Here is a 19721-nt window from a genome sequence, read left to right as displayed (position 1 = left end):
TACAAAATTGAATGATATATTAGAGATAAAATAGCTATATTTAGCTTAAAAATAGTCATAAAAGACTTTTATGTAATGAAAAACAAGCGGCAAACTGTACCCAATATTCTATTAAGATTCGCTGATTTACTTGGCGAAGAAGTAAAAAACAGCAGGGTAGATATCCCCGAGAAATTTGGCAGAGGTTATTGTGCCGGTTATGTTTTTAATGATCACATCCGATTGCTCATCAGCAATTATGAATTGCACAATGACATGACCATTGATAATTCGGATATCGATACTGCCCGGAGAATGATATTTTTTAAGTTTCAAAAGATCTTCCCCAAAGCGGAACTGGGCGCAACCGGAAAACATTTAACGGGGACACCTTCCGTTTTGATCGGGACGAGCCGTCTAAATACCGATGAGCTTATCTCAATCCACACAAATACGGCTACTGTTAATATAGAAATAGATGCAAATTATTTGAGTGGGCTTTTCAATCTGTCAGAAAGGTCGCCTGTTTTGCAAAGTTTGTTGCAGAATACACGACCACTATTGTTCGAGGAAATGATCTACCCTTCATTGCAAAACATTACGGATGAAATGATCACCGAACAGGTGGACGATATTTTTCGATTATTTTTTCTGAGAGTAAAAGCAGAGGAGCTGATCTGCAGGTTGTTGATGGAGTTGGAAAAGCGGGAAGAGAAAAAGCTATATCCTTTAAATAGCCATGATATACAGATCATTTATAAGCTAAAAGAGCAAATGCTTAGACATTTGGATACACCACCAGTTATCCAGGAGTTAGCCGTTCGTGCTGGTATGAGTCCAACCAAGCTTAAACGCTTGTTCAGTCAGATTTTCGGGAGCAGCATTTTTAGCTACTATCAGGGCTTCAGGATAAAAGAAGCCGCCCGCCTGTTGAAGGAAGAAAAGTTGTCCGTTGCAGTTGCAGGTTATAAAGTGGGTTTTACCAACCTGAGCCATTTCGCAAGGGTTTTTGAGCAGCATATGGGTGTCAAACCCAAAAAATATTCAGCCTTGTAAAATTTATCCCTTCGCCAACCTAAATATCGTAAACAGATGATGCGCCTCATGCAATAGGAAAAATTCTGTCCATTCTGTGATCGTCATTGTGCTATATTTGGGGTGGGTGCCTTTCAATGAAAGCTCCCCGTCAGACAAATTGGTGATCAGTTCCAGTATTTGGCGACGGTTGCCGTTGAGTTTATTGAGCAGATCGGTTGGCGGCCATGCCTGTGCTTCATTAAAATCCGGTTCATTGTCGGCGCGATAAGCGTTGAATGCCGGTGTATCGCCTTTTAGCATTTGATGCACGCGGCTGATAAACACGGGCTGATAACTTACCAGGTGGGCTATGTTATCTTTAATACTCCATTTTCCGGGTTCGGGATGTTGGTTTAGGCGTTGGTCATCTATGTTTTTTACGAGCTCGGCTACGGCGAGGTGCTGGGTTTTCAGGCGGCAAACTAATGCAGAGTAAAGCATGATAATTGGATGAATTAATCATCCAAAGATTATAAAATTTCCTGGCTTTGTCCGGCAGAACGATATTCTCTTTGCATCGCCCTTGCTGTTTGCGTGCTGCCATCGTGGCTCCATCCGGGTGGATTGAACAGGTATTGCAGTTTGACTTTAAAGGATGGCGCCTTTCTCATATCCCGGAATAATGCTTTCCATTCGTGGAAAAGAACGTTTACAGGCCCGGTATCTTCCGGTTGCTTGGTCAGGCCGTATTTGATCGGTTCCGGAGCGTTTTCTTCCTGGAAAGTACTGAAAAGGCGGTCCCAGATGATAAACATCATCCCCATATTTTTATCCAGGTAGGGGATATTAGACGCATGATGCACACGGTGATGTGATGGCGTCACAAATATCCAGCCGTACCATTTGGGCAGATTCACATGGTATTGTGTATGCACAATATTGCCGTATAGCTGTGTTATCAGGTAAGCGTAAAGAATATCTATCGCATTGAACCCCATCAGTGCCAGTGGTAAATAGAAAAACACACGGTACAATGGTTCAAAAACAGTAGAACGGAAACCCGTAGTCAAATTGAAATGCTCGGACGAGTGATGCGTAACGTGCATGGCCCAGAACAGTCTGCAATAATGGCCCACGTAATGCAATACCCAGTATAAAAAGTCCTGCACCACAACCAATATCACCCAATAAGCAATAGCATTCTTTATCTCGAACAGACGGAAATGCCAGGTATAATCCAATATAAAGAAAGTGGATGTTTTTACAACCAGGTTTAGTATGAAGGCCAGCAGCGTGAGATAGATATTGGTAAAAGTGTCTCGCTTTTCGTAGTATTTGCGGTTTTCCCAATAACTGAGTCCCATCTCGACAAGCGTAAGCACTGCCAATGCAGTGATCAACACCACTACTGCTTCGCTTCGTTTATCAAGAGAATACATTGTTTAATGTGGAATAATAGTTCAATCCAGCATAAAGTTCGTCTTCTGTGCAGATATTGTCAATACGGCATTGTCCGATACTTGTCAATAACGTACAGTTGATCCTGCCCGATTGGTTTTTCTTATCCTTCTGCATAATGCTGTAGAGCTCTTTATAGCATGATTCAGAAATAGTATAGCGTGGGTACAAACCACCGATCACTTCAACAATTTCTGCAAGGTCAGCATCGCTCATGCCAACTTTCATATTTGACAGCTTTGCTTCGCAGATCATGCCAATGGCAATAGCCTCCCCATGAGTAAGCGGATCTTCATCGTGCATTAACGAATAAGTTTCAACAGCATGTCCTATGGTATGGCCGAAGTTTAGGCTCTTTCGGATCCCTTTTTCGTGCGGGTCTTCGATTACCACTTTGTTTTTTATCTCAACAGATTTATAAACCAATTCCGCGGATGGATGGTGCAAGTCGCTGACCTTTAATGCCCTCCAATATGCGGCGTCGAATATTAAACCATGCTTTAACATTTCAGCCAGGCCCGAAAGGATTTGCCTTGCAGGAAGGGTATTCAAAAAAGAATGTTCAATAAAAACAGCCTTAGGTTGAGTGAATGTACCGATAATGTTTTTGATGTTATCCAGGTCGATGCCTGTTTTGCCGCCTACAGAAGCGTCTACCTGCGAAAGCAAGGTGGTGGGTATATGTACAAAGTCAATACCTCTTTTGTAGGTTGAGGCCGCAAATCCCCCCAAATCACTAATTACACCGCCGCCCAGGTTAATTAATAAGCTTTGACGGTCTGCGCTGAAATCGATCAACATTTTCCAAACACCTACACAGAAATCGATATTCTTGTTCTCTTCACCCGCATTAATCTCGATGATGTCGAAATTGTCCAGTTTGTCAATATATTTTCTGATCAGTGGCAGGCAGTGTTTACCTGTGTTCTCGTCGGTCAGAACAAAAAAGCGGGAGTAGTTCCCTTGATTGATAAAATTGACCAGCTCGGTCAGTGTATTTTCAAAATAAATTGGATAGCTGATGCTATTAAGTGCTTTCATAACCTATATAACCTTGATCTTCGTCCCACGAAATTCAACGAGATCGCCCTTTTTTACTTTTAATCTTTTGCGATAATCTACCTCTCCATTATACTTTACTTCGCCCTCAGCAACAACTATTTGCGCTTCTCCGCCGGTTTCAACCAGGTTGGTGGCTTTCAGCAATTGAATCATCGGGATATAGTCGCCTTCTACTTTAAACGTTATCATGGGGCAGCAAAAATAAACTATTCAAAGGATAATGAGTTATTTGCTTTGCATTTTCTAATTTTGCATCATGCTCAATAATGAAACTGTTGCTGATCCCGGCAAGGGCTCGCTGTCTTTTGAAAATACCGAAATAGCTTTTCGCAATTCTACAAACGCCGACCTGAAACGCGCCTACTGGCTGTTCAGGATGATCAATATTAATTTCTTTGTTAAAATAGGTCCACCGGTAACGAACTTCGCTATGAGAATCGGTTTACCTATCAAATCCATTATCAAAGGTACCATATTTAAACATTTTTGCGGCGGTGAAACCATCGAAGAATGTGACGCGACTATAAAAAAACTATACAACGGTGGGGTAGGAACCATTCTGGATTATTCTGTCGAAGGCGAAGAAGAAGAGCGCATTTTTGATGCTACCCGGAATGAGATCATCAAAACCATCAAGCGCGCAGCAGGGGATAAGGCAGTGCCGATCACAGTATTTAAAGTAACAGGCGTAGGTCGATTTGGCCTGCTGGAAAAACTGGATGCTAAAGATCAGTTATCGCCACAGGAAGTTACCGAATGGGAAAAAGTGCAGGCGAGAGTATTAGCTATCTGCAGCAAAGCTCACGAAAGTGATGTGCCGGTAATGATCGACGCGGAAGAAACCTGGATTCAGGATACTATCGATATGCTGGCACTCGAAATGATGCGCAAGTTCAATAAGGAAAAGATCATTGTTTATAATACGTATCAGCTCTACCGTCATGATAAATTGGCTTCATTAAAGCATGATCACCTCATAGCGGTTAAGGAAGGTTTTATTCTGGGAGCTAAACTGGTACGTGGCGCCTACATGGAAAAAGAACGTAAACGTGCTGCTGAGAAGAGCTACGAGTGTCTGATACAACCTGATAAAGCCTCAACCGACCGTGACTATGATGCAGCGCTGCATTTCTGTATGGATAACCTGGAAAATTTGGCGTTTGTAGCCGGAACACATAACGAGAACAGTTGCCGTTTATTAGCCGACCTGTTAAATGAAAAGCAGGTGTCGCATAATCATCCGCATGTATATTTCTCGCAATTGCTGGGTATGAGCGATAACCTGAGCTTTAACCTGGCGGATGCAGGTTATAATGTAGCTAAGTACGTACCTTATGGCCCTGTTAAAGCGGTTTTACCATATCTGTTTCGGCGTGCTCAGGAAAATACGGCCATTGCGGGACAAATGAGCCGTGAGCTAAGCTTGATTATTAAAGAAAGAAAGCGCAGGAAACTCTAAGTCCGGATCACGTCGGTATCAACGGGCGTATAGCCTAAGAGTCTGCTCATGGTCAATATCTGTCCTTTGTGATGGAACTCGTGTGTGATTACATGGGTAAATAATTGTAAGGGGGAAAGCGTTAAAGTAATGCCTTTTCGTGCAATATGTTTAGTTATGGGTGATTTATAATCGTTTCTGTATTTCTCCAGGAAGTTATTGGCAATCAAGTCTATATTGTCAAATATTGATTTGATTTCATGAATCGTATGCACATCATCATTGTTATAAAATGTGCGGGCTCCGTCTAAACCAAAGTTATCAAGCCAGTTGATATAGGTATTAACGATGTGCACCAGTAAGTCCCTAATTGAATTATTATTAAAGGTTGGTACTGATTAAATGAAATCCTCACCAGTTGTTGCACAATACGCAAATAAGATGCCGCGTGAGCTTTTAACTAGTTCATATTGAGTTGATAGTAATTCTTTCATTAAAGTAGTTCTTCACGCTTAATAAAATCCTGAATCGTATCGGGTGCAGCCATCATAAACGTTTGGATGCCCAATTCTTTTGCTGGTTCCAGATTGGCAGCGATATCATCAATAAATAAAGTTTCCTCAGGAACCAAACCATTCTCACTCAAAACTTTTTCAAAGATGGCTTTATCTGGTTTTCTAATGCCTATCAGGTGAGAGTAGTAGGTTTTCTCAAACAAATGATCGTTACTGTCAAACCCGAACTCATCTTTCAGGTAGTTCATTATATAGTTGTAATGTATCGGGTTGATATTGCTCAGTAAAAAGGTACGATATTTCTTATTCAGCCCGGCTAAAAGCTCGTGAGTACCTTCGTCAACTCCCAAAAGCAAACTGTTCCATGCAGCATCAATATCCTCGTCGGTTAGATTAGGGTTGCCGATCTTATTCCGGAGAAAATCCCTGAATTCGGTTTCAGTAACGAGCCCACGGTCAAACTTATCAAAAATAGGCTCCTGCACACCGTGACTGAAAAATTTGTCCGGATCTTCGATAGCCAGGCTTTTCCAGCCTTGTTTTAGTTTCTGAAAATCGAGAAGGAAGATAACGTTGCCGTAATCGAATATGATGTTTTTGATGTTTTGCATGAGATGGTTGTTTGCCGTAAAAATGTCAAAATAGTCTGTTATATAAAAATTCAATAAGTCAAAAAGCTACCTTTTTTCTCCAGTATTATTACAAAATCTGTGTGTAAATAGCATGAAAAACCTACGACATGAACGCTTTGAGAAAAATTACGCCTTTGTTATTGTTTGCTGCCGTTATTGCTGCTCCCGGCAGATCATCGGCTCAAAAGACAGGCTTTAAAGTATTGAATGATTATAAAATTTCCAGCCCTGGTGGCTGGGATTATATTTTAGTTGATGGTGCTAACAAACGTGTATATGTATCGCATAGCACCCAAGTGAATATCATAAGTACTACCGGCGACTCCCTGGGGTATATTCCCAAAACAAACGGTGTACACGGCATCGCGCTGGTACATTCACTAAATAAAGGTTTTACCAGCAACGGCAGGGGGAATTCGGTTACCGTATTTGATTTGAAAACTCTTAAAGCAACAGGCGAAATAGCTTTACCTGTGAAAAATCCGGATGCCATTTTTTATGACGATTTCTCAAAGAAGATCATTACCTGTGACGGCGGTAGCCACGACTTGTGCTTTATTGACCCGGTAACCGAAAAAGTTGTGGGTACGGTACAATTGGGTGAAAAATTAGAAACCGCTGTATCCGACGGTAAAGGTAAGATATTTGTGAACGGGGAAGATAACAGCGATGTTCATGTTGTGGATGCAACCACATTGAAGAAAATTACAACCTATAAAATCAATGGTGGCGATTCACCTTCAGGGTTGGATATTGACCGTAAAACAAACCGTTTGTTCATTGCATGTGGTGATAGTAAGACCATGATTGTAATGGATGCCTCAAATGGGAAAACCGTTGGGAAATTCCCAATAGGCAGAAGCGATGGACTAGTGTTTGATCCTGCGTTGAAAATAGCATACGCTTCAAATGGTGAAGGTACTATAACAGCAGTACGGGAGATTAACGCTAATAAATTTGAGTTGATTGAAGATATCACTACAGAGCCGGGCGCACGCACCATAGGTATCGACCTGGTAACACATCACCTCTTTTTGCCAACTGCAAAAATGGAACCCGTAGCGCCAACTGCAGAGAATACTCACCCACGACCCAAAATGGTACCAGGGACATTCCATGTAATTGAGGTGGGGAAGTGAGGTTGAAAGGCTTATAAAAATTGTAGTGGTTGAAAAGGTTTATTCCTGTTGCAACTTTTCTAGCCAACAATATTTTACAACCCTAACAATAAGCCCCTTATAAGTATAACTAAAAAACGTTTTTGAAATTCGGCTGTGATTCCGTAATATTGCAGCCGAAATTTCAACACGATTTCAGCGCCTATAGCTCAGTCGGTTAGAGTAGAAGACTCATAATCTTTTGGTCCCTGGTTCGAGCCCAGGTGGGCGCACAAGTCAAGAAAGCCGTAGATTTACATAATTTACGGCTTTTTCGATTTCCAAACGCAGATTTTGGACAATCTGCAGCACTGGCAAAACCTGTCAGGATTTACATAATTTTTTGTTTAACTCCACGCAAAACTGTAACCAGACTGTAACAGTGGTTTTGCCTGCTAAAAAATAATTATGGCAACTGTATCAGTATCAACAACCCATTAATTTGCCCTTAACGTTTATGCAAGAAAATAAAAGATTTATAGTTAATTATACTGCTGCAGCTTGCAGATGCCCCATTCTGTGTTTCCTATACAAACCAATGCAATAAACTATCATTAGAACTGATAATATAATTATTATTATCAATGAAATATATAGAAAAACCGCTCTGTTTGTAAGGAGCTGGCTTTGTATGCTTAGCGATCTTGCCAAAGAAGAGTTGGCAAGCGCATTGGCCTGATCTGGCGAGAACCCTTTTGACCGATAAAGCTGTCTGAAAACGTCCAAACGTTCTGTGGTTTGCTCGTCAGTATTGGTCAGATGCCGCAGGAAACCTTCTTTATATAATTGATTGTATCTAAGCTGCAGGTTATAAAAACCTGCACTTGCATTAAGTAATGAAACAAAGCGTACATCGGCAGCTATCACTAAGCCGGCTATACCTGTTGTTGATGGAACAGATGAAAGCATAAGTAGCATAATAGGCACAAAAAGTATCCCGGAGGACGCTCCCTGGAAAAACATCGGAAGCATCAGGTCCCCATAGGCCAGATCAGGAGTAAATATAAAATACATCCATAGATGGTAAAGCAGCATCATACAAAAGCCGGCAATGAGAAATCCGGGTACAGTAACTATCCGGCGCGCCAGCAATTCAGCAGTCACAACCATAAAAAAGACAATGCCAAGTACATTGGCCAGTCCAAGGTACATCACATCAACCGGGCTCCACTGCAATATGTTGGTTGTATATCCAAATATCAGATTAATGCTTTCCTTCATGCCGTAATAGGATGCCAGCAATAATATACCGGCCCAGAATTTAGGGTATTTAAATACGCTTAAGTCAAGTCCCGGCCGTTTAATAGTAAGTTCACGCCAAACAAACAGCAGGGCGCCTACAATAAATAACAGAGCTGATACCCTGATTCGCGGATCGCTGAACCAATAGTATTTAGACCCATAAATAATCGTATATGCCAGGCATACGGCAGCCAGCACAAAAAAGCAGGTGCCTATCCAATCTATTTGATATAATGGGTATCGTCGCATGTTGGTCCGATTCCGGAAACCAAGTAAAACTAATAGCAAAATAAAAGCAAGAAAAAGTGCCAGATAACTATAAACCTCTATGATGTTGGTACTCAATTCAACATTGGCTGCTACAAGACCGATCAGGACACTGCTACTCAAGACTGTGCCGTAAAAAACGGATGAAGAGAAAGCTTGTTTAAATTCTGGGGTATCTATATAGACGGGGATTTCCAGCAGCACGCAGCCTGCGATCCCACAAACCACTATCCCCTGAAAAAACCTGATGATGTAGAAAACAATAAGATCAGTTGTCATTAATGATGCTATGCAAAGCACGATAGAAAGGATAAGCATGGATACTAAAATCGCTTTCATTTCGAAATACCGCACGAAACGAAAAAGAATAGGGAGCATAGCTAAAATGCCCACATAAGTAAGCTGGATGGAGAAAGTAATATCCTCTGGCTGTGCGCCAAAATAGGAGAGTATATAAGCCTGGTTCAACGAAAATGCTACAAACTGTACGATACCCGAAAGCAATATCAGAAAAAGCGCAATACGAAGTCCCAGGCTCCAATTGGCCAGCCATGGCTTAAGATGTAGTTGTGGATTCATATTTCTTTCTTTTTAACCGAAACAAAAACATTCATTCCTGCACGTACCGGGTTAATATCTGTAGTTGTAAATTTGATTTTCACCGGAATACGTTGTATAATTTTCACAAAGTTCCCAGTGGCGTTATCTGGTGGCAGGAGAGAAAACTTGGCGCCTGTTGATGCGGAAATGGCTTCAATAGTGCCATGATATACCTTGTCATCAATGGCGTCCACTTCAATGTCCACAGGTTGACCAATGTACATACCGTAAACCTGCGTTTCTTTAAAATTCGCAGTAACCCATTTATCTTTTTCATTTACGATCGACACCAATGGCTGGCCTATCTGCACTTGTTGTCCTTCCAGTATGGTTTTCCGTCCAAGCCTGCCGGAATATGGCGCACGTATTACTGCATATCCTAAATTAATTCGTGCGAGTTCCAGTTCTGCAGTTTTCCGTTTCAGGTCGGCGGCCAGCAATGCCTTGCGAGATTTCAGTTCTTTAATCTTTGCATAGCTGGTTTTCAGGTTATTTTGTGCGGCGCTATAATCACTCACCGATACATCATAATGCGATTGAACGAGATCAAGGTCAGAGCCGGTAGCCGCTTCTTCTTTTATCAGATTTTTATATCGTTTAATGTCCTGCGTTTGCTGTACCAGGCGCGCTTTTGCGCCATCGATCTGGTCCTTATTTACAAGGGTTGCTACTTCAGCCGATTCGATGCCGGCATTTAAAACCTCTACCTGTGCGCGGGAGTCTTCCACAGCCGCTTCGGCTTCATCTACTTTTTGCCGGTACTCTTTGTCATCTATCAGCACCAGCGTATCGCCTTGTTTTACTAGTTCATGCTCTTCAAACTTTACGGCTTTGATATAGCCGCTTACCCGCGCAGAAACCGGGTTGATATAAGAATCAACCTGCGCGTCATTCGTCTCTTCATAATGCGCCTGCCTGATAAAATAATTGGTAAAATAAAATATGGCAATAATGACAACCAGCATCGCTGCAATCAAAAGAGCTATATTCCCGGGGTGCATCCTTTTTTTTGCTGTATTTTCCATTTCGTTAATATTTTGCATTGATTATAGTTTTCCTGAAGTATAGAGTAAACTAAAGTAAATGAGCTGTGCACCGGTTTGGGCCTGCACTAAATTATATCGTGTTTCCTGGTACAAATTATCAGCATCCAGCAGGTCGGTCAGCAGGGCCAGTTGATTCAGATACTTGGCATTTACAATCTTGTAATTAACGCGGGCTTGTTCTATCGATTTTTCATTAACCGCGATCCTGTCCAAAGCTTCCTGGTATTTGATAAGCAGGCTGCTGGCTTGCTGCAACGTATTATCGTTGATAGACTGCTGTTGTAGCTGTAACTCTTCCAGTCGGATCTTTCCTGCTGATACTTTTTGCTTGTTTTGGTAAAGGGCTGAAATATTGTATTTAACCTTTATCCCTACAAAACCGATGGAATAGGCTTGATCAACAGGGGGGTAAAAGATAGTATTCGGATAGCTCATCAAATAGGCAGAATAAAGAAATAAGGATGGCGCATAATTCGTTTTCAGGCTCTTTATCCTTTCATTTTGCAATTTGACATTCTCGTTAGCACGGCGGATAGAGTAAGCATCAGTAGCTGAATTGCCAATCAAGGGCAACAGATTCTCCGTTGCCGGACGCAACATATTGGCAGAGTCGGTTGGAACTATCCGGGTAGTATCTGGAATATCGATCAATACATCCAGCTTCTGATTGCTGATGCGGATGTCATTCTCTGCCTGCTCGAGGTTAAGTTTTACTGCTGATAAATTTAGCTCGGCACGCAGCACATCACTACGGGTCACTTTTTCATTTTTGTACAGGGCGTTTATGTTTTTCAGACGTGTTTCGGCTCTCACAATTTGCTCTTCAATAAATCTCTTCTGATTGGTCAGATTAACCATATTCAGATATTGCGCAGCTACCTGCAAACTGATGTTCCCGCTCTGATCCTGAACATTGATGCCGGCAATGTCCTTTTTTAAATTCTGTTCGGACTCGTAAGATCGCTGCCGACCACCGGAGTAAAGATTAAATGCCGCTGATACGCTCAGGTCAGCCCCGTTGGGACCCGGGCGTTTTGGGATAGATTTGGAATCGGCAAGAAAATCATTATACAGCGTAAGCTTGGTAAAACGCTGGTAATCCCCGGTAAACTCTAAACCTGGCAGTGCGGCATTTTTAGCATCTTTAAGATCAGCTATGGTGGCGTTTTCTTCACTTCTAACTGCACGTACCTGCTTGTTCTGCGCCTTAGAAAGAGCTATCGCTTCCTGTAAAGTAAGCTGATGAGGCAGCACATTATTCTGTTGCCCGAAAGATTCCGGATTTGCTACAAATAATAGGAAAATCATGGCCCAGATACCCCTCATTGTATGTATTATTCGTTGTATTTTCCTGGTGGTGATTGTTTTTTTCATAACGGGCGCTATTTTATCAATAGGTATCTTTTCAGTCTTTCGGAACTTAATACTTCGTAATTATCAGCTGAGGCAGGACATCAGAACCTGCGCGTTTGAGCAATTGCGAAGCTTGCGCAATGCTTTTTCTTTTAATCTCGAAACATGTTCTTTGCTGATGTTAAATCGTTTGCCAATCTCTTCAAGGGATTGCGGCGAAAAACTACCCAACCCAAAAAACATCACCAGTAACTCCCGGTCGCGTTTGCTTAAGACTTTCATCGAATAATGAATTTCTCTTGTGATGGCTTTCTGCTCCACCAGAAAATCAGTGGATGCCTCATTACTAGGTAAAACATCTAATAAAGTATAGTTATCCTCGCCCTGAAAGGGTTCGTCAATGGATATGCTAGCGCCGGATTTATTCATCATGTCCTTTACCTTTTCAACTGGTAGTTCCATACATCCGGCCAATTCATCTTCTGATGGATTTCGACCGTGTTCCTGTTCCAGTGTTGATTGTGCTTTGTGTAGTTTATTCAAAAGGATGAGCTGGTTATAGGGCAGGCGCACCATCCGGGCATGTTCGGCAAGGGCGTTGCTAATGGATTGTCTTATCCACCAGACGGCATAAGAAATGAATTTGAATCCCCTGGTTTCGTCATAGCGTTTTGCCGCGATGATAAGTCCCATATTTCCCTCATTGATCAGGTCGCCCAGCGTAAGCCCCATGTGTTGATATTGTTTGGCGACCGACACCACAAAACGAAGATTGGTTTTGGTAAGGCGCTCCAGCGCAGCCTTATCGCCTTCCCGTATCCGGCGGGCGAGCATCACTTCTTCCTGGGTAGATATAAGCTCGATTTTATCGATTTCATTAAAATATTTGTCCAACGATTTATAATCCCGCTGCGTGATGCTTTTTGAAATAATTAATTGTCTCATAGCAATTTGATTGAAGACAGATAAATGTTGATTATTTATTTATCGTATAATGAACCCTGGCTCTGTTGGAAATCTTAATATTCTGCTCCCGGAAAAATTTGCCCATTAAGTATGATAAACACAGCGCCAGGGCGATAAGAATATTCCGAAAGGCTCTATAACTGATGAAACCGTTATCGGTTTCTTGTACTTTGTTAGATTGCTCCCGATTTTTCATCTCATTTTTTTATAAAGGCAGGCTACCGATATACAGCCTGCCTAACTTCGCCAACTATCGCCCGTCCCGGAACAGATAGATTAAAGATTAAAGGCATAAGCGATACGTATTGCCAAAAAATTGGCTGTATTGCCGCCGTTAAAGAATTTTTGATTGCTTTCGAACCTGAAGCCGGCATCGATATAGTTTTTTCCGCCAATGTTTAACAACACACCCGCCTGCGGCGCATAAACAAACACTGCGGACTTATCAGCCCCCATGTCATTCTTGTTTGTAAGAAAAGACACGCCCGCTTCGCCCTGGATATAGACTTGCTTAATAATGAAATATTTGAGGCCAGCTTTAACCGGGATTAAATGGATGTCGGGTATATTATACTGACTGCTGGCAAAAATGGCGTTATAGCCGGAGTTCAGAGTAGCGTACAACTGATCTTTCAGAATAGGAAAATCTGCCTGGACTGATCCGCCCGCGTTCCAGTTGTAGCCAGTATTCAATGAGCCCACAGGAATACCACCATCGGCACCTAAACTCAATCTGATTCCTGAACCGTAAGATTCAGTTTTTGCAACAGAAGTTTGCGCGCTGGAGTGTAAACTGAAGAAGGTAAACAACGCAATGGCGCCAACACAAATTTTGATCGATTTTTTCATGATTTTTGATATTATGTTAAACAATTAACTAGATGCTATCTTAGAAACAAGCTCAGCAATGCCGTAGCTGTGCGCGCAATGTGACCTGTATTTATTTGCATTGTTTTAAACCTCATCACCAGAGCTGAGATGAAATGCGACTTTTCAATTCCAGCGTGGTCGTTTGTGCCGGAGATTGAAACACTGATAATGCCGATCAAACAGATGATCATAACGGCATGTGTGAGAACGAATACGATTTCCATGGCCTTTTAGATTAATATGCTTGTAGTTATTTTATTCAGTAAGTCTATTGCCGGAGATATGCCAAACTTATGCCAATGGTGTAACTGTCTTATTTTTAGATATTTATGTTACTGAATTCCGGTGGTTCATTACCTTATTTCGCCAATTGGCCGTAACCAAAACGAAATAAGGTGGCGGCAACCATAATTGGAGTGCTTCATAGCGTGGGAAAAACGGCTCGTTCATATACTGCACCTAACCTAACAGTGTCTGAAAATGGATCGTGAAAGTCTATGAAGTGAAAACAGCATCCCTCAGTGGGTCATTCGCTGTTGAAAGGTGGGCGCGGGCAATTTTAAACAACTCTTTATATCGCTTTCCTGAAAGTGCTTTCACTGAATAAAGTAATCCTGTAATCGCGGTAAATGCCTCATGTGGTTGACTTTTAGATCTTTATCTATTGGCATTGTCATTGCAAATGCTCATCGGATATAATTAGCGTTAACCGATCGTGTGATCATCAGAAGTTTGCTTGCTGCCCGTCGTAACGAAGATGACGGGTGTCAGTTCCTTGAGGATGTTGTAAGGGGCGCCCACTTTCCACCCGTTCGTGTGCGGGACAAACCCACGCCGGCACAGTGTCCCTGTGAAAACCGGTCACCAACGCGAGGAGCCGACGGGCGGCTGCATACTTCAGTAAATCATTAGATATGCCTTCTTTTAAATTAAGGCCATGCGGGTACGGTACAATAAAGCAAGATATTTACTTGTGTCTCCTGGATTTCTCCAGGTGCTACTTCCTATTGAATAAACAATTCGACCTGTCCGATTTGGTTTTTATTCCAGCAAACCCGCCAAAAGACAGGCTTGCTGGAAAATTACGACGTACTATATACTTTTTTGAAGATCAAATACTTTTCCGTCCCGGTGTTAATTAACCGAACTGGCCGACTGTGTATGAACCAGGCGCTACAGGGAAAGCCAGGTTAAAACGGTTCCACGAATTGATGGCAGTAATTGCAAGTGTCAGGTCGACTAATTCCTCATCAGTGAATAATGGTTTTACTTTTTCATAAACTGCGTCAGGGACCTCACATTTCGTAACAGCCTCAGCCCAGGCCAACGCAGCGCGTTCGCGGTCGGTGTAGTATGGAGTTTCCCGCCAAGCGCTGATTCCATATAAACGTTGTTCTGTTTCGCCACCCGCACGTGCATCTTTAGAATGCATATCTAAACAATATGCGCAACCATTAATCTGTGATACTCTGAAATCGACCAGTTCAAGCAGGCGTTTTTCAACAGGTGATGTCTTAAGATAGCTCCCGATGTTAAACAGCGTTTTCATTGCATTTGGCCCTTTTGCATAGGCATTGATTCTTGTTTCCATTTCTGATGATATTTTATGTTTGCGATTAATGAAACAGATATAAATGCACATTGGTGCAGACATCAGTCTCGGCGTCAGATTGCAACGGTTGTGCCAATTGTTTAAACGGTTGATAATATGATACTTGATAGATTATCGAAGTGGTGTTTTAGACTTTATACAGCGCCTCGGCGACTACATACACGATATTAAGTACTTTTTAATTGATTTATCCCCCGTTTCAAAAACTCAGACCGTGTTTATTATCAGCTGTAGAGCGATAAACTTTGGCAACTTAGGTCTGATAGGTCAACGTCACTGACCATAGAAAAATAGGTTCCTTATTTCGTGCAGACGTCGCGATAACGCTAAATACAGGGGAAGAACAAAAATGAGAAATTATATAAGTGGCTGAATATAAGATTGTACCATCGTTGGCATGCTAGTTGCAAAAGTGCAAATCAATGAAATCAAACGAATTTTACGGGTCTTTAGAAGAAGCCACAAAAAAGACGAGTTGCAGTCCTCAACGGAATCCCAAGTAATCAATTAAATACAAACATCAATATTCATTAAAATGAAAAATTACCAAATGAAAAAATCAGCGATCTCATTTTTAACGCTTTGCGTTGCCTTTACATTAAACGTAAAGGCACAGGATTCTAACAAATCATCTGTTACCGATGTTCCTCCACGTGTTATTTTTAACCAACTTATCCAATCTTCTGGCCTTAAAGAGCAGGAGGTAAGGATGATTATTGTGAATTTTGCTCCTGGCGAGGTTTCCACACCACACCGGCATCCGAATCCAACTTTTGGCTATGTTCTTGAGGGCGAGCTGGAATCCACTTTTGATGGCCATGTTTATCACTATAAAGCGGGCGATGCTTTTTATGAAAGGCCACACGGATTGCACGCAGGAACAAGGAATATGAGTAAAGATAAACCTGCTAAGTTGCTTGCCTTTATAGTTGGTGACAAAGGGAAACCTGTTTTAATACCTGAAAACAAATAATATCACTGAATGCCACGAGTTACTTAAACAAGACTCTACATCTCATCAGGAATATTGTTAATATGCTATTAACTCAAAAAAGCCCCACCTGTGTTTTAATAAACCAGGTGGGGCTTTTCGTTAGTTCAATTACTGTATCGAGTGATTTCTTTTAATGCCTAAACGTTTCATCTTGGAATGCAGGGTGGTTGTTGGAACGCCTAAAATACTAGCTGCACCACTGGCACCTGCAATCCTGCCATCGCAATACTTTAGAACTTTGTAAATATGTTCTCTTTCGTTTTGATCTATCGTTTTGTGAGTAGACCGCGCTTCGTCATCCTGAACACCTCCGTCCTTTAGTGAGGGGAGAAGTATGTTCTTGATCACGTTACTGTCAGCAAGCAATACACTCCGTTCAATCAGATGCTCAAGTTCCCTAACGTTTCCGGGCCAGGGATAATTCACCAGGCTCTGCATCACCCGGCTACAAATAGAATTGATGTTTTTGGCGCATTCCCGGCTATAATGTTTAACGAAATGCATCGCCAAGAGCGGAATATCATTTTTCCGCTCTCTCAGCGGTGGCAAAGAAATAGGGAAAATATTCAGGCGATAATACAGATCGCTTCTAAACCGGCCCTCAGCCATTTCCTTTTCTAAATTTTTATTAGTTGCCGCGATGATCCGCACATTGACTTTAATAGGCCCCTTGCCGCCTACACGTTCAATTTCCTTCTCCTGTAGCGCCCGAAGAAGCTTAACCTGCAGGTCAATACCCAACTCGCCAATCTCGTCCAGGAACAAGGTCCCACCATTTGCCAACTCGAATTTTCCTAACCGACGTTCCGTTGCGCCGGTGAAACTTCCCCGCTCATGGCCGAAAAGCTCACTTTCTATAAGATTGGCGGGCAAAGCAGCGCAGTTTACAGCTACCATTTGCTTTATTTTTCGGGGGGACAAGTTATGTATTGAACGAGCTATAACTTCTTTACCGGTGCCGGTTTCGCCCAGTAACAGCACCGTTGAATTGCTCGGTGCGACCATTGTTATCAAGGAATACACTTTTTGTATTTCCGGGCAGTTGCCAATCATACCGGGGAAGTTATAAACTGGTTTTGGCGGTTCATTTTCAATTTCGGAATTCATTTCGGGGCTCATCCGTACCCTTCTCAAAAATTGTTCTTCTTTGTTGGGGTTTGATAAATCGTGTACAAAGGGTCCCGGCTTCACTATTACTCTGTTGGTTTCCATTTTATTTAGCTTTGGGTGTTTTATAAACTCCGGAGCTTCGAATTTTATGCCATTTCAATAGTGGGTTAAAGCAACAAAGAATGACGCTAAGGACGACGATATTTCGACTCTTTTGTTGTCATTTGAATTATATATCGTCGGCTTGATGAATTGTATGCCAACCCCAATAGCCTATACTCTTGCAAAGTGTCGTGACCTTAGAAATGTATTTAAAGATATATAGGAAAGCGAATATATTTCTGGCCTTTTTATTGTAGTTCGAATTACTGTTTCCTTTACTTTTGCTTGTAGCATATATGTCTATGAAGAAAATATTGATCGTTGAAGACGAATCTCTTGTAGCTCACCATCTTAAATTAGTATTGATGGGGGCTGGATATAAAATATCGGGAATATCTGAATCTGTTCCGGAGGCTCTATCAATGATTGAAGCACAAAGACCAGATTTAGTTTTGCTCGACATTCACCTTAAAGGTGAACTGAATGGCATAGACCTGGCCAGAAAGCTCACGGAAAGTAACATAGCTTTTGTGTATCTCACAGCGAATTTTCAGGGGGCACTGCTTGAAGAAGCCAAATCAACCATGCCATTTGGCTTTATTGTTAAACCGTTTAGAGAAGCTGATCTCCTTACGACGTTAGATGTTGCGCTTTATCGGCTTCAAAATAGCCTGGAGGCTCGCAATCAACAAGAACAGGAGCTTAACCAAAAATTGAAAGATGTCATAAATTACCGCGGTAATACAACACAAAAATTATTGCAAGTAGCTAACTATCTACAGGCGCATATTCCTTTTGATTATTTAAACGTAATTATAAGAGAGACAACGACGGAGCTTTGTCAAAACATTGGGTTTGTAAGAGTAGGATTTGACGAGTACCAGGTTTTAGGAAGTCAGGAATTTCTAACTATTACAGGGATAGAGCCAAGAAAACTTCTCGACATTTCCGAATCAATGCCGATTGTTAAAAAAGCCAATTTTTTTAATGCTGACGATTTTGATAGGTTGTGTGATCAGAATCCGTTGAGTAAAACAATTGCCGATACCTACGATTTCGAGTCTGCATTGCTGTTTCCGGTTTTGCCGGGCAGTTCGGATTTGATCAGGTACGAATTTTATAACAGGAAAGGCAATACTTATACTCAACTACACGTCACTTTATTAAGCCGTTTAATAAATGCCTTAGGTGATGTACTGGGCAATAATCAACACGAATTTGTTGTCAATAATAGTTTTGCCCAACCATTCTCCGATACCGCAATACTTCCGGTAACAACTAAAGAAAGGCTTGATGATTTTTACGGTATTATAGGACAAAGTCATTCAATGTTGTCCGTGCTGGACCAAATCGCCACCGTATCGCCATTAGATACTTCGGTACTTATATTAGGAGAAAGTGGTACAGGCAAGGAAAGGGTGGCAAAAAGTATTCATTTATTATCAAACCGTAAAGAAAAACCGCTGATTGTTGTGAACTGTGCATCGCTTCCGGCCAATTTGATAGAAAGCGAACTTTTTGGGCACGAAAAAGGTTCGTACACGGGAGCATCGGAGAGAAGAATAGGTAAATTTGAACAAGCCGATAGCGGCACTATTTTCCTGGACGAGATTGGCGAATTAACAGTTGACCTGCAAATAAAATTACTCCGTGTTTTACAGGAGCGCGAGATTGAGCGTGTGGGGGGGAAGGGGCCTATTAAAATTGATGTCCGGGTCATTGCCGCAACAAACCGCGATTTGGAACAGGAAATGGAAGAAGGGCGGTTTCGCTTGGATTTATATTATCGGCTTTTTGTATTTCCTGTTGAAATTCCATCATTGCGTGAAAGAAAGGATGATATACCTGCTCTGGCAGATCACTTTATCAGGTATTATGGTAAGAAATATAATAAACCTATAGCAGGAGTATCTTCAGATGTCTTGGAACAAATGATGGACTATCCATGGCCAGGGAACGTCAGAGAGTTAGAGCATTTTATAGAACGCTCAATATTAATGACCAAAGGAACGGTGATAACAGAAGTCAAATTGCAGAAGCGTACAGCAAATAAGGTAAATCCAGATCATTCCATCGACAACAGGATCAAAACCATTGAAGAAAACGAAAGGGACTACATTATTAGTGTACTAAAAAAATGCAATGGTCGTATAAGGGGCTCGGGGGGTGCCGCCGAAGTGACGGGTCTTCCACCTACAACATTGCATTCGAAAATGAAGAAACTAGGTATCAAATAGTTTTGGATAGCCATAATTGTTTTAGGGTTAACCTGGTTTAACAGAATGAAGCCGGCTAAATATC

At 41.7% G+C, this 19721-nt stretch carries 17 protein-coding genes, 1 tRNA gene and 1 pseudogene; 6 read left to right on the top strand and 13 right to left on the bottom strand.

Annotation, left to right across the window (positions count from 1 at the left end):
- The first annotated feature begins 75 nt into the window (after window positions 1-75).
- A complete protein-coding gene (locus Q3A68_RS08510; protein ID WP_302900640.1) occupies window positions 76-1035 on the top strand; it encodes a helix-turn-helix domain-containing protein in 960 nt (319 codons plus the stop codon).
- Window positions 1036-1038: 3 nt separating this feature from the next.
- Here Q3A68_RS08510 and Q3A68_RS08505 read toward each other — a convergent pair whose 3' ends face one another.
- Genes Q3A68_RS08505 through Q3A68_RS08490 form a run of 4 tightly spaced genes read right to left on the bottom strand, consistent with a single transcriptional unit; the run spans window position 1039 to window position 3705 of the window.
- Window positions 1039-1497: a DinB family protein gene (locus Q3A68_RS08505; RefSeq protein ID WP_302900639.1), complete on the bottom strand. Its 459-nt coding sequence runs from the start codon at window positions 1495-1497 to the stop codon at window positions 1039-1041.
- Between the two features lie 29 nt (window positions 1498-1526).
- Window positions 1527-2435 carry a sterol desaturase family protein gene (locus Q3A68_RS08500; RefSeq protein WP_302900638.1) on the bottom strand — a complete coding sequence of 303 codons (909 nt, stop codon included), beginning with the start codon at window positions 2433-2435 and terminating at the stop codon, window positions 1527-1529.
- A complete protein-coding gene (gene aroB / locus Q3A68_RS08495; protein ID WP_302900637.1) occupies window positions 2422-3495 on the bottom strand; it encodes a 3-dehydroquinate synthase in 1074 nt (357 codons plus the stop codon). Before aroB ends, Q3A68_RS08500 begins: the two co-directional genes overlap by 14 nt.
- Window positions 3496-3498: 3 nt before the next feature.
- On the bottom strand, window positions 3499-3705 hold the full coding sequence (locus Q3A68_RS08490) for an RNA-binding S4 domain-containing protein (RefSeq protein ID WP_302900636.1): 207 nt from the start codon (window positions 3703-3705) through the stop codon (window positions 3499-3501).
- 67 nt (window positions 3706-3772) lie between these two features.
- Between Q3A68_RS08490 and Q3A68_RS08485 the strand changes: the two genes are divergently transcribed.
- A complete protein-coding gene (locus tag Q3A68_RS08485; protein WP_302900635.1) occupies window positions 3773-4975 on the top strand; it encodes a proline dehydrogenase family protein in 1203 nt (400 codons plus the stop codon).
- Here Q3A68_RS08485 and Q3A68_RS08480 read toward each other — a convergent pair.
- Together Q3A68_RS08480 and Q3A68_RS08475 are read right to left on the bottom strand one after the other, a co-directional pair.
- Window positions 4972-5334, bottom strand: a pseudogene (locus Q3A68_RS08480) (DinB family protein); the annotation flags it as partial. The gene Q3A68_RS08485 and the pseudogene Q3A68_RS08480 overlap by 4 nt on opposite strands.
- A 113-nt stretch (window positions 5335-5447) precedes the next feature.
- Window positions 5448-6080: an HAD family hydrolase gene (locus Q3A68_RS08475; protein WP_302900634.1), complete on the bottom strand. Its 633-nt coding sequence runs from the start codon at window positions 6078-6080 to the stop codon at window positions 5448-5450.
- A 128-nt stretch (window positions 6081-6208) separates the two neighbouring features.
- Between Q3A68_RS08475 and Q3A68_RS08470 the strand changes: the two genes are divergently transcribed.
- Together Q3A68_RS08470 and Q3A68_RS08465 are read left to right on the top strand one after the other, a co-directional pair.
- Window positions 6209-7240, top strand: coding sequence for a YncE family protein (locus Q3A68_RS08470; protein WP_302900633.1), 1032 nt, complete (start codon window positions 6209-6211; stop codon window positions 7238-7240).
- Between the two features lie 177 nt (window positions 7241-7417).
- Window positions 7418-7491, top strand: a tRNA-Ile gene (locus tag Q3A68_RS08465).
- A gap of 253 nt (window positions 7492-7744) precedes the next feature.
- Here Q3A68_RS08465 and Q3A68_RS08460 read toward each other — a convergent pair.
- The 6 genes from Q3A68_RS08460 to Q3A68_RS08435 form a co-directional block, all read right to left on the bottom strand.
- On the bottom strand, window positions 7745-9346 hold the full coding sequence (locus Q3A68_RS08460; RefSeq protein WP_302900632.1) for an efflux MFS transporter permease: 1602 nt from the start codon (window positions 9344-9346) through the stop codon (window positions 7745-7747).
- Window positions 9343-10392 (bottom strand): HlyD family secretion protein, encoded by a 1050-nt coding sequence (locus Q3A68_RS08455; protein ID WP_302900631.1) that lies wholly within the window; start codon window positions 10390-10392, stop codon window positions 9343-9345. Before Q3A68_RS08455 ends, Q3A68_RS08460 begins: the two co-directional genes overlap by 4 nt.
- Window positions 10393-10413: 21 nt before the next feature.
- A complete protein-coding gene (locus Q3A68_RS08450; protein WP_302900630.1) occupies window positions 10414-11787 on the bottom strand; it encodes a TolC family protein in 1374 nt (457 codons plus the stop codon).
- 63 nt (window positions 11788-11850) lie between these two features.
- The gene (locus Q3A68_RS08445) at window positions 11851-12711 is read right to left on the bottom strand and encodes a sigma-70 family RNA polymerase sigma factor (RefSeq protein WP_302900629.1); all 861 of its coding nucleotides are present in this window, start codon (window positions 12709-12711) and stop codon (window positions 11851-11853) included.
- Between the two features lie 297 nt (window positions 12712-13008).
- Complete coding sequence (locus Q3A68_RS08440) at window positions 13009-13581, bottom strand: hypothetical protein (protein WP_302900628.1); 573 nt, start codon at window positions 13579-13581, stop codon at window positions 13009-13011.
- Between the two features lie 1159 nt (window positions 13582-14740).
- Window positions 14741-15193, bottom strand: a complete 453-nt coding sequence (locus Q3A68_RS08435) for a carboxymuconolactone decarboxylase family protein (RefSeq protein ID WP_302900627.1) — start codon at window positions 15191-15193, stop codon at window positions 14741-14743.
- A 571-nt stretch (window positions 15194-15764) separates the two neighbouring features.
- Here Q3A68_RS08435 and Q3A68_RS08430 point away from each other — a divergent pair.
- Window positions 15765-16187 (top strand): cupin domain-containing protein, encoded by a 423-nt coding sequence (locus Q3A68_RS08430; protein WP_302900626.1) that lies wholly within the window; start codon window positions 15765-15767, stop codon window positions 16185-16187.
- 129 nt (window positions 16188-16316) lie between these two features.
- Here the strand turns inward: Q3A68_RS08430 and Q3A68_RS08425 are convergent, their stop codons facing one another.
- Window positions 16317-17420 carry a sigma-54 interaction domain-containing protein gene (locus Q3A68_RS08425; protein ID WP_302900625.1) on the bottom strand — a complete coding sequence of 368 codons (1104 nt, stop codon included), beginning with the start codon at window positions 17418-17420 and terminating at the stop codon, window positions 16317-16319.
- 302 nt (window positions 17421-17722) lie between these two features.
- Here Q3A68_RS08425 and Q3A68_RS08420 point away from each other — a divergent pair, with 302 nt between their 5' ends.
- Complete coding sequence (locus Q3A68_RS08420; protein WP_302900624.1) at window positions 17723-19657, top strand: sigma 54-interacting response regulator; 1935 nt, start codon at window positions 17723-17725, stop codon at window positions 19655-19657.
- The last annotated feature ends 64 nt before the right edge of the window (window positions 19658-19721 follow it).

This window comes from Mucilaginibacter tolerans (assembly GCF_030519375.1).
Classification (GTDB): domain Bacteria; phylum Bacteroidota; class Bacteroidia; order Sphingobacteriales; family Sphingobacteriaceae; genus Mucilaginibacter.
This window is presented reverse-complemented; position numbering and strand designations above follow the sequence as displayed.